General features: G+C 45.8%; 11 protein-coding genes. 2 read left to right on the plus strand and 9 right to left on the minus strand.

What is annotated here, in order from left to right; all coding sequences use genetic code 11:
* Window positions 1-54: 54 nt before the first annotated feature.
* On the plus strand, window positions 55-1,074 hold the full coding sequence (pyrD, locus tag HUB64_RS09075) for a quinone-dependent dihydroorotate dehydrogenase (RefSeq protein ID WP_173244571.1): 1,020 nt from the start codon (window positions 55-57) through the stop codon (window positions 1,072-1,074).
* A 200-nt stretch (window positions 1,075-1,274) separates the two neighbouring features.
* A complete protein-coding gene (locus HUB64_RS09080; protein ID WP_173244574.1) occupies window positions 1,275-1,808 on the plus strand; it encodes a cell division protein ZapC in 534 nt (177 codons plus the stop codon).
* Between the two features lie 1,539 nt (window positions 1,809-3,347).
* On the opposite strand, the gene HUB64_RS09085 is transcribed toward HUB64_RS09080, so the two are convergent.
* The 9 genes from HUB64_RS09085 to hisB all read right to left on the minus strand — a co-directional run bounded on the left by HUB64_RS09085 (window position 3,348) and on the right by hisB (window position 13,904).
* A complete protein-coding gene (locus HUB64_RS09085; RefSeq protein ID WP_173244577.1) occupies window positions 3,348-3,683 on the minus strand; it encodes a YdbL family protein in 336 nt (111 codons plus the stop codon).
* 24 nt (window positions 3,684-3,707) lie between these two features.
* The gene (locus HUB64_RS09090; protein WP_028759774.1) at window positions 3,708-3,926 is read right to left on the minus strand and encodes a YnbE family lipoprotein; all 219 of its coding nucleotides are present in this window, start codon (window positions 3,924-3,926) and stop codon (window positions 3,708-3,710) included.
* Window positions 3,927-3,939: 13 nt separating this feature from the next.
* Window positions 3,940-7,377, minus strand: a complete 3,438-nt coding sequence (locus HUB64_RS09095) for a YdbH domain-containing protein (protein WP_173244581.1) — start codon at window positions 7,375-7,377, stop codon at window positions 3,940-3,942.
* Between the two features lie 305 nt (window positions 7,378-7,682).
* On the minus strand, window positions 7,683-8,870 hold the full coding sequence (locus HUB64_RS09100; protein ID WP_173244583.1) for an aromatic amino acid transport family protein: 1,188 nt from the start codon (window positions 8,868-8,870) through the stop codon (window positions 7,683-7,685).
* A gap of 777 nt (window positions 8,871-9,647) precedes the next feature.
* Window positions 9,648-10,289, minus strand: a complete 642-nt coding sequence (gene hisIE / locus HUB64_RS09105; protein ID WP_173244587.1) for a bifunctional phosphoribosyl-AMP cyclohydrolase/phosphoribosyl-ATP diphosphatase HisIE — start codon at window positions 10,287-10,289, stop codon at window positions 9,648-9,650.
* A gap of 134 nt (window positions 10,290-10,423) precedes the next feature.
* Window positions 10,424-11,197 carry an imidazole glycerol phosphate synthase subunit HisF gene (gene hisF / locus HUB64_RS09110; RefSeq protein ID WP_006081894.1) on the minus strand — a complete coding sequence of 258 codons (774 nt, stop codon included), beginning with the start codon at window positions 11,195-11,197 and terminating at the stop codon, window positions 10,424-10,426.
* Window positions 11,179-11,916 carry a 1-(5-phosphoribosyl)-5-[(5-phosphoribosylamino)methylideneamino]imidazole-4-carboxamide isomerase gene (gene hisA / locus HUB64_RS09115; protein ID WP_173496836.1) on the minus strand — a complete coding sequence of 246 codons (738 nt, stop codon included), beginning with the start codon at window positions 11,914-11,916 and terminating at the stop codon, window positions 11,179-11,181. Before hisA ends, hisF begins: the two co-directional genes overlap by 19 nt.
* A 70-nt stretch (window positions 11,917-11,986) precedes the next feature.
* On the minus strand, window positions 11,987-12,781 hold the full coding sequence (hisH, locus tag HUB64_RS09120) for an imidazole glycerol phosphate synthase subunit HisH (protein WP_173496837.1): 795 nt from the start codon (window positions 12,779-12,781) through the stop codon (window positions 11,987-11,989).
* 31 nt (window positions 12,782-12,812) lie between these two features.
* Window positions 12,813-13,904 carry a bifunctional histidinol-phosphatase/imidazoleglycerol-phosphate dehydratase HisB gene (gene hisB / locus HUB64_RS09125; RefSeq protein WP_173496838.1) on the minus strand — a complete coding sequence of 364 codons (1,092 nt, stop codon included), beginning with the start codon at window positions 13,902-13,904 and terminating at the stop codon, window positions 12,813-12,815.
* Window positions 13,905-13,985: the final 81 nt, after the last annotated feature.

The raw sequence follows: 13,985 nt of genomic DNA on the forward strand, positions 1-13,985 counted from the left end.
AACAATCAGAAGCCCTGGCGATCGCCGGGGCTTTTTTTAGGTCGAGGAAAGTACATGTTTTATAAAATCGCACAGAAAGTCATGTTTCAGATGGATCCTGAGCGAGCTCACCATCTTGCTATAGGCAGTTTAAAAATGACCGCCAATAGCCGGTTAACGTGTCTATATGGACAAACGATTGCACCCGCTCCTGTCAGCTTTATGGGGTTGACCTTTCCTAACCCAGTGGGACTCGCTGCCGGTATGGACAAGGACGGCGAATCGATTGATGCCTTTCATGCGATGGGATTTGGTCATATTGAAGTGGGTACAGTTACCCCAAGACCACAGCCTGGTAACGATTTACCCCGTCTATTTAGATTAAAGCCTGCCAAAGGCATCATTAATCGCATGGGGTTTAATAATAAGGGTGTCGATAATCTGGTCAAAAATTTGATCGCTAAAAAGACCGATATTATGGTTGGCGTTAATATTGGCAAAAATAAAGACACGCCAGTAGAACAAGGTAAAGACGATTATTTGATCTGCATGGATAAAGTTTATCTCCATGCGGCTTATATTGCGGTGAATATTTCATCACCCAATACCCCAGGATTACGATCGCTACAATATGGCGATCTATTAGATGAATTATTGAGCGCAATTAAAGCCAAGCAACTTGAGCTGGCCGAAAAGCATAAAAAATACGTGCCCATCGCGCTTAAAATTGCTCCAGATTTAACCATCGAAGAAATTGAAAATATCGCGCAAGCTTTGATTAAAAACAAATTTGATGGCGCAATTGCGACCAATACTACTTTAACACGTGATGGTGTTAGCGGTCTTGCCAACGCCAATGAAAGCGGCGGCTTAAGTGGCAAACCTTTAACTGAGCTGTCTACTAAAGTGATTAAGCAATTGGCAATTTGTTTGAAAGGGCAGATCCCGATCATCGGTGTGGGCGGTATTAATAGCGCTGAAGATGCCTTAGCCAAATTCGATGCGGGCGCCACTATGGTTCAGATTTATTCGGGTTTTATTTATCAAGGTCCGAAGTTAATTAAAGAAATAGTGAATGCATACCGCTTGAAATAATGATCTTAGGATTAAGATAACGATCTAAAATAAGATCTTATTCTTTAACAGCGATCTAAAATGATCCTTAGATCGCTGTTAAGATCTTACAATAGAACGACTAAGTAACTGTTAAATAATTTGTATTTTATTATTTTTATTTTGATATTGGATAAAATATCTACTATTATGTCCCAGTGTTCAAATATTGGGTCACCGTTATGTTATTAATGCCGCAAAAAGATTGGCAATGGAAATATAACGATTCGTATGGTGTATTAGGCGTATCGTTAGGTTCCGAGATAGAATTTCTGACGTCTTATAAAGCAAAATTACTCATTCCAGATGCCTTATCAAGCATGGAATTTAATATTGCGCACGCCAAATTCTATATGAACTTACTCGATAGATTGCCTAAAACCCTGTCTTTGTCCGATGCCGCTATTGTTCAAATTGCGCTCAATGCCACCGCAGCCCATTTTATGCTGACACCGCAAATGCCTAAATCATGGTTTTTTGATACCAGTGATGTCTGTGTTTATAGCGATGTAGGTAAAGTCTTTGAACTTAAATGCCAAAAGCAAAGGGCACTCGTGCTTGTGGTTGAAAACACCCTGCAATCGGCCTTAGTGATGTTATTATCGCCCGAATGTGTTTTATCCGGTGCTAAAACTATGGTGCAGTTTGAAACCATCAAAGTGATGCATAATCGCTTACACCCCCTACGTGCGCAGCGCCACGTGGTTGCGGCATAGCGTAGTTGTAGATCAATAGTCATTATTGGTTTTTGATATCTATTATTAGCCGATAATTCGCTTAAATCTCCATAGCATTAGTGCGCTATCCGTACTCTTTTCTGCTAAGAAAGCTTTTATCTAAAATTAGTCACGTGACTCTTCAACACCTTTCTATCGAATGCTACCCAACGATAATTTGTGAGTCTTATTACTCTAAACTCGGCTCAGCTTTTTCTATCAAATAGAAGGAGAGTGACGAGGCAAAGGCTAAAAAGAACACAGATCGCAATATTCCGTCATGGATTGCAAGCATTTTAAAGTGAATTTATTCCTTATTGATAATAAGCTCATTTGATCCACATAGATCGGTTTGCCATGGCATTTACTCGGCGACTCGCAGCTAGTCCATCCGTGGATGCTCGACCGCCCCATCCATGGGGCGGACGGTCGTCTCGCCAATCACCATGGCGCACCTTTTAGCATTTGCGTAGTCTGTTGATTTGAAAGATTAGAGATTACATTTAACGGTTTTTACTTTGATTTTTTAGTGTTGTCTGTGCAGCGCTAAAAGCAAAAAATCTGTGGGTGTTCGGTCTTTTCGATGTATATAGCATTTATTATCAACAACTTATTTTTTGACAGCTTGAGATAATAGGTTTGGAAAACGCGCATGCGCGTTTTCCCTGATGGTATATCTAAACAAAAGCTGATAAGTTCCTTTTATTACAGTTAGTTAACCATGCGCGCTTTTACTGGTCTAATGAGGTAAACGCGCATGCGCACTATACAAAGTTAGGCTCTAGGTTCACGATATTTGAGTCTCATACAGAAACACTGAGTGCAGTAAAGGAGCACTTTAAATATGGTGGAGGACTTTACTGGAACCCAAAAATTCAGACCAGTGTAATCCTAGAAGTGACGGAAGCCTAACCAAGCTATGTAATTGACGTCAAAAAGTTACGTTCGCTTCACTTACTCCACTTTTTGCCGCAATTGATAGCGGCGTTATAAGCCAAATTGAACATGATAGATATATTGTTTATTGTAGGAATCATAATCTACCTAGCCACGATTACATTTTTGGTTAAATTGCATAAATCTATGAATTTGCGCTTTGGATGGCCTAAACCACGCGGCATCGGCAACATTCTTATTTGCTACTTTATTTCTGCATTGTTCATCGTCACTGTTATCCCTATTGGAATATTTTTCCCGTTATGGCTAAACTCTGTCTTTCAAGCTATCCCTGACACCGAAAATACCAGAGTTTTTCTTTTGCTATCAGGTTGTATTGTTTTAGGTTATGTCATGTGGGCAAATTACAGGCATGAAAAATTGTTGTATTAATGTGGGATGCTTCTTACTAGAAATAGGAAGGCGAGTGACTGGGGAAGCAATGAAAATTAATATTAATTATTTTGTTGTCAGTTAGCTTTTAGTTAAGTAAATCATCTATCCAGTTATCGACAAATCCACCCATAAAAATGCCTGCTACTGCAGGCGTTTTGTTTATATCTATTCGTTTTGTTTTTACGCGCTAGAGCCTTAGAAAGCGGACTACTTTTTAATCCATTTGCCTTTGGCATCTTGTACATAGTTGCCTTTATCTGTGGCGGCTATGGCTTTTTCACCGGCGAGTTTAGCGACGTCGGCAGGGGAGAGTTTGTTCTTCTTGGCAATGGTTTCGTAGTGTGCGCGACGTTTGTTATTTACGTCGTCCATCACGACTTTGGCTTCGGGATTGGCTTGCACTAATCCCAAGTAGCCGTTGGCTTGTTCCCCTAAATAGCCCTGTGATTTAGCTTCTTGAAGTGACATGGCAAAGGCGCTTAGGCTTAAGACGCTGAGGGTTAATAGCAATAATAACTTTGTTTTTAGTCGGATTGATTTCATGGTGATTCCTCAATTCTTATTTAATTAGAACAGCTTATCGTCTGACAGGAGTTGGTCTAATTCCTTATCTACTTTGATCCGTATCTCATGTTCAATTTTCACATTGAGATTGATAACGATAGGTTTATCCGGCGGTTCTATTTTTACTGTGGGCGTACAGCCCTGCAATGAGGCTAGGGCTACCAATGCGATAAGTGCGCTTCGGGTACCTATGCTAATTTGCTGTAATTGAATTATCTTCACTGAGGTTTCCTTGTTACTTCACTGATTTTTCGATTCTGTCCTGCAAGTCATTACCAATTTGCAGACTTCTAAATAATTGCAGCATGTTCTCTTCGTGGGAGTAATTCAAGTGGATAGGGCGTTCAATCCCTTCACCGCGGCCTTTCACTTCGACGAGTAGTTTAGCATCACCGGCTTGGTCCATATCAAAGCTGCTTGATAATTGACTGTATTGTAAGTGTTCTAACGTTGAAAAGACAAAGTCTAGATACGGTTGGGATTGGCGCATCTGCTCAACGGCGGGGTTGCCTGAGATAGCGATGAGGCCGCCGGGTGCGCGCGCGGCTAATTGCCCGCCAGTGATCGACACTTTGCCGTTGATTAAATCGACGGGCAACACGCCATCGAATATGCCGTCGGCATAGATGCCAATTTGCGGTTGAATACGCAGGACCTCTTCTAGACTCATGGCCTGCAGTAACAGATAGGCATGGGATTTATCCTGCAATTTAAGATTAAATTCTGGCAGCAGAAACTGGCCGCTGAGCACTTTGCCTTTGGCGGTCATGGAAACATCGGTGTCACTTAAGCCTGTGAGTTGTTGTATCCAATTGTCGGGCAATTTCTCGGCATCTTTGCCAAGGGCGATATCGGCTTCCACTTCGATATCGGTCAGTGGGAAGCCTGGATCAAATAAGTTAAAGGTCATCAGCGTCTGCGGGCAATTGAGCTTACTGAGGCTGCTAAAATAGCCTTTATCCTGCGGCTTGTTATGAGACTCTTTTTTATAAGATTGCCCCCAAGTGAACTCACATTGCGCTTGCAGTTTTCCCCCCTCAAAAATGATGTCTTTATAAAAGCCTTCAAGTTCTGTCATCGATTGAGTTATTTGCATGGCAAATTGGGTCTGATCGCGCTGTTGGGTTAAATTAAACTGCGCCTGTAATTGGTTATTACCTGTGACATTAAGCTCAGATGGTAAGGGTTGGGTTTGATTGAGCAAGGCCAGCGCCTCGGTCATGCTAGTGTTGACTACCCATTGGCCCGTTAACACTAAGGGATTGTTCGCGGTGGCAAGGTTCAACTTGTGTTGGCTTTGCAGCTCAACTGTGCCCACTTGCCAGTGCTCATCACCAAAGAGCGTGTTATTTTTCCAATCTAAGCTTTGTGCCAGCGTTAACTTGTCCAGCTTAAGTACGGTTTCTTTGCGGCTGCGGCCTTTGCTGCTGAGCTGTTTTTCGATATTTAGCTGACTGGCTTGCCATGCGAGTTGATTACGCCAAGTGGTAGAGAGCAGCGAGTCGAACAGCGCTTCGATATTGGGTTTAAGTTCAAATGACATGGCTTTTTGTAATGCAATCGAGAAACTGCCCGCATTCATATCGGTTTTCGTTATGATGCTAGTGCTAGCATTTTTATCCGCATTAGCCTCAGTGACTACACCATCTGTCACTAAAGTCTGTTTGGTCTGCGAAAAATACAGTTGCTCCAGTGCTAAGGTTAAAGGTGGTATGGCAAGGGTTAACCTGTTTGCGGTATCAGATGTGGGTACTGAGCTTTGCGCTGGACTGACTTTCTGAATGCTAGCGTTTTGAATACCAGAACTCTGAGTATGAGTGCTTTGCTGCGAGCTTATGTTCAGCGGCGCAAGGGCATTTATCGCGATACTACCAAGGCTAAACTCTGCATGTTTAGCCGCATTTTTATTTTGCATGCTAATACGCTTAAGCTCACCCACGGCGAACTCTAGCGTGTTGCCAGTATCTTGTTTTGTTGATTGAGTCAGTTCAGTCGACTCGGTAGCGGCAGTGATGAATTGCCAATCGGTTGAACTTGGCGTCTGAACTAAGTTAAATGTGCCTGCTGTTGTTAACTGACTATTATTCCAGCTAAAGTCCTGCGGTGGATTTGCCCACAATTCAGATAATTGCATTGAGCCTGTTTGCCTCGTACTAAGGCGCCAATCTGTTTTGAAGGACAGTGCTTCGATTGATTTTGTGATTTCAACATTGGCCAAATCGACTTGGGTATCGAGCTTACTGCCTAAGGTCTTAAGCTTCACTCGAGGAAGTTTAATCGCAAGGGGATTAGCTAAGTGCACATCTTGCGGAATTTGAGTCAGCGGGTAATGCAGGGCTTCAGGCAATGTCAGTGCGATTCCCACTGGTGTATCTGTACTTTTGAGCCCCGATAGCAGCTTAGCGATTTGACTCGCTGTCTGATCAGGCACTTGCTCAGTTATCGGTTGAGATACTGGTTCAGATACTGACTGAGATGAAGGTTTAGCCAGCGTCTCATCGAGCAGCTGCATCAATCGTTGTTGCTGCTCTGTATTTGGACTCAGCGCTAAGCTAAAGGGCTCTAGTTTTAGGTCAAGTTCGGCTAAATGCCCTGCAATCTTAAATGCTAACTCAGACTTAGGTGCAAGCTCGGGTTTAGGCGCAAGCTCTAGTGCAGCCAGTTGATTAAAGGTCAGCTTTGGATCGATTAATTGATGCTCACTGATAAGTTCGCCTGAGGTTAAAGTGATACTGCTGTTGGATACCAATTGGCCTTGTAAATCAATTGCTAACGCTTGCCACTCTTTATCAAGCTCAGTTAACGGACTCAGTACACTGTCTTGCGCTTGCCTCAGGCTGATTTGATGCAAGCTCGCAAGCAGCGGCGCGAGCTGGATTTGACTCATGAGTTGCCATTTGTTGGTTTCGAGTATGGCTTTAAGTGTGGCGATGCTTTCGCCTGCGTGACTAAACTCGCTGTTGATTTCCCCCGCGCCGTTGAGGCTCAACTTGTCCATCACCAAACGATAGGCGGATAAATCATTTTGGGTGTTGAGATGCTGGGCTTTGAGAATAAGACTGGTTTTTCCGATATCGATGAGTGGTAATGATTTGATATCTAAGACCAATGCGGGGCCTTGTTCATCGATGGCATTTCGATTGGGTAAAAACAGTGATTGCCCTAACTCGACTTCAATATTACCTGTGGATATTTGGGTGATTTTTTGAGTGAGGTAAGAGGCTTGGCTGAACTGTTTCAGTTCGGCAAAACTCTGTGGCCAGTCAAGTTTTAGCTGAATATTCAAATCATTAAGCTTGATATGGCTATCATGCACCCTCAGATTGGCAGAGGTAATTCGCCAATGTTCTAACTGACTTTGCCCTAATTCAATGTCAATCAGTTCGCTGTCCATACCTGTGAGGGCAAAATTTGCCGCCCGTATGATGAGTTGTTCAGCCTGGGTATTCACAATCCAAACAGTTAACGCCACGCCCGCCAAGATGCCCGTTAAGCTGGTCGCCAATAAGGTTTTTTTTAGGGGGAATTTACGGCGATTTTGCGCAGCAACATGAGTATCCGTTCCAAAATCTAAAGCACCACTGCGAGGGCCTGCAGATATCTCCGTTGCCTCGTGCTGAAGTGCCTTGCTATCAGAGGCATTGCCACGGCTTGGCTTGTTGTGGATTGGCATTGGGTTTGATATTTATCCTTTATTGAAAGAGCCCTGATCAAACTCGTGCTTTAGCAGTGCAAAAATACACGAATGTGTATATTTCATTGGCACTTTTAATTTGTTCGGTTACTTCGGAGCTTTTATATCGCGCACGAGCACCTGAGGCAGTTTAACACTCACGGGCTTAGCTGACTAATGTGAAAGGATCATTGAATAGACAAGCGCCTGCTGTCAATAGTTGAGGTTTTACAGGCTCTTGTACTTCATCTTTTATTCGAGCTAGCGAACTTTTGGTTAACTCACTCTTGGTGAGTGAATTGCGGCTAGCTAAATATCTGGGCGGCGATCACCACAATTCCGCAAAGTGTGGCGAGCATTAAGGCTAACTTTCCGCCCGCAACGCGGTAACCCATCGGCATATTGGCAGCGTCTCGCATCTGGCGTTGTGTCCACACCATGGTCACAGGTAAAAAGATGGCGAGGATCACCAGCGCAATCGCCGCGTAGCCTAGGGCGGCGATAAAACCTTGAGGGTAGAAGAGGGCAAAACCTAAGGGCGGTAAAAAGGTGATAGCCGCGGTTAAGCTTCGACCTGTTGCATTATCTTCTTGCCTTAAGCTTGAGGCCATAAAATCGAACAAACCTAAACTCACCCCTAAAAACGAGGTCGCAAGGGCGAGATCGGCAAATAGACTTATAGCGCTACTTAAGTATTCACTGTGCAGTACGCTCGCCAGTTGATTGATAAAGCTTGATAAACTCTGGTTTTCGAGCAATTGACTTTGGCTTAATACGCCTTGACTGCCCAGTTGCCACAAAAGGTAAATAACTAATGGCAAAGCCGAGCCAAACAACATGATCCTTCGCAGGGCTTTGACTTCAACGCCCAAGTAGCGCACCACTGATGGAATCGAACCGTGAAAACCAAAGGAGGTAAAAATCACCGGAATAGCCGTGATAATTAGGCCTTGGTTGAGCGGGAGTTCGAGCAAATGTGGGCTTTCAACCTGCGGCAGTAACAAGGCCAACATAAGCAATAATGCCAATAGCTTAAGGGCAAATAAACCGCGATTGATGAGATCCACACAGTGGGTTCCCATGCCCACAATGGCGCCAACCAGCAGGGTGAATAGGATTGCACCCGCCTGCGGTGGCAAATTTAGTCCTAGCCAAGTGCTCAGCTTTTGGTTCACTTGCTCGCCGCCGCCAGCAATGTAGGCGGCGCAGAGGGCGTACAGTAAAAACATCAAGGCGCTATTGGCGATCAACTGGCCCTTACGACCCAATAAGCGCTGCGCTAAGTGATTAAGGCTGGCATCGCTGGGGGCGAATTGATGTATTTCCACCATAAGCAGTGCCGTGTAGGCCATCAGCGCCCATAGGATGAGCATAATGGCGGAGGAGGTGCCAAAACCGAGTCCAGCCGATGCGATAGGCAAAGCCAGCATACCCGCGCCGATTGTGGTGCCGGCGATAAGCAGTAAACTGCCGAAAATTTTATTCTGTGTCATAACATGATCTCAAAAGCGTGTCGCAAGAAAAAGAGATAAAGACTTGATCCTAAAGCAACCGTCTTAAAGGATTTTGATGCGATTCAAGCACAAAATGATTTAAGCAAATGAGACAGTGGCGCTCAGCGGATCCGAAAGGATATGGCCACAATGGAAGGTCAGGCGAGGTGCCTTTATACCCAAACAACCTGAAGATGCAGGATTCAGAGGGAGTTTAACGCACTTTAGGCAAGGCGGTTATTTGCAGACCTAGCGGGCTAAGTTAAAAATAACCAACACCGCATAAAGTGCGTTAAAACCCGCCGGGACGGAGCGTCTAGGGTACTCCACTCCCGTGTTGCATCAATTCAAAAGGTGGTCGACATTCTGTCATTGATGCGCCTTGAATTGAAGCCCCCTAGGCGCTCTGAAACTCGTATCTTCAGGTAGCTTGGGTATATCCATTGCGGCTACAGATAGGGAGTATAAAAGGGTGTGAAACACATAAAACTTGCCTTAGCGTGTGTTGAGTAAAAACGGATAAGTGTTTTGATGCCTTGCCTTAATAACCTAACGGCAACGGAGGTTACCATAGGGAACTGAAATGTACTTGTCAACCATTACAACAGTATTTTGATTATTTTTTGTCACAGGATTAAGGCGCAAGATATTCATTGTTTACATTGCGGCAATGGCACTTGAGGGAATCGCGCGATAAAAAATGCCGCCGACTTGATTTAAGCGGGCGGCATTTTTAGCGGTAAAATCGATAGTAAGACATCAGGAACAGTAAGCAGATTATGCTTTGCTCTCTAGCGCCTTTTCATGTCTTGCCAGCAAATTTGCTGTGATGTCACTGAGGCTTAAGTTTTGATCTTCAAGCAATACCAGCAAGTGATAGATAAGATCTGAGGCTTCGTTAACTAGCTCTTCTTTATCGTGGGTCGCAGCGGCAAGGGCGGTTTCAAGACCTTCTTCCCCGACCTTTTGGGCGATACGTTTCGTGCCGCGCGCAAACAAAGACGCCGTGTAGCTGGAATCGGCACTTTGCCCTTTACGCGAGGTGATTAAGCTGGCGAGGTTGTTCAAAAATGGGTGCGCATTGTCATCTAACCAGCAACTTTCGGTGCCTTTGTGGCAGGTTGGGCCGTTGGGGATCACTTGAACTAACAGGCTGTCGTTATCGCAGTCTTTATCAATAGCCACCAATTTTAGCGTATTGCCTGAGATTTCACCCTTAGTCCACAAACGCTGTTTTGAGCGGCTGAAAAAGGTCACATCACCTGTGCTTAAGGTTTTTTCCAGCGCGGCCTTATCCATATAACCGAGCATTAATACCTTGCCCGATAAGTGATTTTGGATCACGGCAGGAATAAGTCCATCCTGTTTGTCCCAATCCAGCTCGCTAAAATCCGATTTAGTGTGTGTTTGCGTTGACATAGTGTTCACTCTTAATTTGTTGATGCTTTTTAGCGACGTATTGTGGTTGCTAGCTCTTACTCATGCTCTTACTGTAGCGGTAGGCGCCATTAGCTCGCTATAAACGATTGACCGCGAGCGGCTAATTGCAATAGCTAGCGCCTAATCGCAATGCCTTCGGCCGCTAAATAGGCTTTTAACTCACCAATGTTGATAATCGCCTTGTGGAATACGCTCGCTGCCAGCGCCGCATCGACCTTGGCTTCAATAAACACATCACGGAAATGCGCCATAGTTCCAGCGCCGCCCGAGGCAATCAAAGGCACGTCGCAGATGGCGCGAACAAGACTTAACTGCTTGATATCATAGCCGCCGCGCACGCCGTCTTGGTTCATCACATTGAGCACGATTTCACCACAACCTCGTTTTTGTACTTCTTCAACCCAGTCTTGGGTAAACCACTGAGTATCCTTAGTCGCCGCTTCATCGCCGGTAAATTGTTTTACCTTATAGCTGTTGCTGGTGGCGTCGAAAAAGGAGTCGATGCCAATCACGATACACTGGCGGCCGAACTCGTCCTGCAGGCGTGAGATTAAACTTGGATCGGTTAAGGCGGGGGAATTAATCGAAATCTTATCCGCACCAAAGGCTAATAATTCACGGGCTTGGCTAATGGTTTTAATGCCACCTGCCACGCAGAAGGGAATATCAATCTGCTCGGCCACGCGGCTCACCCACGATTTATCGACCACACGTTCGTGGGCGCTGGCGGTAATGTCATAAAACACTAGCTCATCGGCGCCTTCTTCGGCATAACGCGCGGCTAACGGGACGATATCGCCGACAATTTCGTGGTTACGGAACTGCACGCCTTTCACTACTTTACCGTCTTTTACATCTAAACAGGGGACTAGTCGTTTGGCCAGCATTGGATTGCCTCCGCCACGTTAAACTGATTGATAAGCAAGGCTTTACCGATAATGATGCCCGCAGCGCCGCTGTCTCGCACGGCGCTCACATCATCAAGGGTCGCAATACCGCCGGAGGCTTGCCAAGCGATGTCGGGGAAGCTTGCAGCAATTTCTTGATAAAGCGCGGTATTGGCGCCCGTTAAGGTGCCATCACGGCTAATATCAGTCACCAGCGCGTGCTTTAAGCCGACCGTGCTAAAGGTTTCTACGAGGGATTCTAAACTCTTACCGCCGCCACTTTGCCAACCGGATACGGCGACCATTTTCTCACCGCTCTGGTTGATATTGACATCGAGTGCGAGGCAAATCGCTTCGCTGCCGTATTTGATAAACCATTGCTTAACTAATTTAGGTTCTTTCACCGCCAGTGAGCCAATCACCACACGTTTTACGCCGATAGCTAATAATTCAGTGACTTGCTCTTCAGTACGAATGCCGCCGCCCACTTGAATATTGGCGTTAAGTCCCGCCACGAGTTCACTGATAAGGCGAGTTTGGCGTTTCGCGGGATCTTTCGCGCCCGTTAAATCAACGAGATGCAACCACTTAGCGCCTTGAGCCTCGTAGGATTGCAGCTGCGCCAAAGGACTTAAATCAAAGGTGGTCTGCTGGCCGTAATCGCCTTGATAAAGGCGGACGACATTGCCATCAATTAAATCAATCGCAGGAATAATCATAAGCTCAGATCCTTAATTGATTTATTTATAAGTAATTTATTAATAACTAGTTTTTTAATGAGTAATTTATTCATTGGTCAGCCTTCTTTAAACCCGCTTGGCCATTAGCAGAGCTGCCTTGCTGCGCTTCGTTCATCAGCGCTTCGTTCATTTGCAACTCGTCCATCAGTAAAAAGTTACGCAGAATTTGCGCGCCCACGGCGGCACTTTTTTCGGGGTGGAACTGCACGCCCATAAAGTTGCCTTTGCCGATGGCGGCGCTAAAGCCTTCACCATAGGAACATTGGGCTAAGGTAAATTCACTCAACGGCGCGCGGTAACTGTGGACGAAATACACATAACTGCCATCTTCAATGCCCGCAAACAGTGGGTGAACGCTAGGGCTGTTGGCGCCTTGTGAGTTTGTTGTTAGCTTAAGTTGGTTCCAGCCCATGTGCGGTAAAGGCAAGCCTTCAGCTTTGAGTAGTTCAGTATCCAGCTCGCAAATGTCGGTGGGGATTATGCCTAAGCACTCGCAATCTTGACCTTTTCCGCCGCGCTCCTTAGAAATCGCTGCCAACATTTGCATGCCAAGACATACGCCCAGCACAGGTTGAGTCAGGCCTTGAATGAGTTCGACTAAGCCTTTTTCATGCAAGGATGCCATGGCGGCACCCGCTGTGCCCACACCTGGCAGCACCACACGTTTTGCCGCTTTGATTTTGGCTTTATCGTCTGTGACCAATACCTTAGCGCCTAAACGCTCGAAGGCGAAACGTACTGAGTTTAAATTGGCGCAGCCCGTATCTATGATGACGGTTTCAGCATCTGATGATGCATTTGCTGTTAATTGCGGGCTAGCTGTTAATAGAGTGTCTTGTTGCATCCTAACCTCTTAAACGATTTATGCTGATGCCTTAAAGTACGCCTTTGCTCGATGGCAGAATATCGCCTTCGACTTTAACTGCTTGGCGTAGCGCGCGGCCGAGCACTTTAAACAGGGCTTCAACCTTGTGGTGATCGTTATCGCCTTCGGTTGACACATGCAGCGTACAGCGCAGGCCATCGGCAAAGGATCGGAAGAAGTGCGGCACCATTTCAGTGGCCATTTCGCCCACATGCTCACGCTCAAAATCGGCCGAGAACTTGATAAAAGGGCGGCCAGAGATATCCAGCAGACATTCACCCTTGGCTTCGTCCATCGGCAGACTAAAGCCGAAACGGGCAATGCCGCGTTTGTCGCCGAGCGCTTGGCGCAGGGCATCACCTATAGCCAGTGCAGTGTCTTCGATGCTGTGGTGATCGTCGATTTCTAGATCGCCATCGACTTTCACATCCATTTTAAAATTACCGTGGGTGGCAATTTGATCGAGCATGTGGTCGAAAAAGCCAATGCCAGTGTCGATTTTGCCTTTGACTGAACTGTCGAGATCAACAGTTACGCGAATATCGGTTTCTTTGGTGGTACGCACAACAGTGGCGGTGCGGCCTTTACTCAGCAGCGCATCGGCGATGGCGTTCCAACCTAAAGTGTCGCGTTGATATTTCAGGCTTTTAATGCCCATGGCATTGCCCAGCTCCACATCGGTTTCGCGATCGCCAATCACCGCTGACTGGGTGAAATCGATACAGCCTTGGGTGAGATAGTCTTTTACTAGCCCAAGCTTAGGTTTACGGCAGCTGCAATTTTCATCGTTAAAGTGCGGGCAAATCACCACATCTTCAAAGTTAACCCCTTGGCTTTTGAGGATTTGCATCATCATATTGTGGGGCGCGTCGAAATCTTCCTGCGGGAAAGACGGTGTGCCAAGGCCGTCTTGATTGCTGACCATGACTAAGCGAAACCCTGCCTTTTGCAGACGTAGCAAAGCGGGGATCACCTGTGGCTCGAACACTAATTTCGCTAGACTATCGACCTGTTTGTCGGTGATGGGCTCTTCAATCAAGGTGCCATCGCGGTCGATAAACAGAATTTTTTGTGCAACGTTCGGGACAAATTGTGGGTTCATGGCTCTACCTTCAAATTCAATTCGTTTAGCTAATGCTTAAGCTGATTTTACCTTCAGCGCGGCATTCGCTTTTTATTGGTT

Source organism: Shewanella sp. ISTPL2, from assembly GCF_013283205.1.
In the GTDB taxonomy this organism is placed as follows: domain Bacteria; phylum Pseudomonadota; class Gammaproteobacteria; order Enterobacterales; family Shewanellaceae; genus Shewanella; species Shewanella oncorhynchi.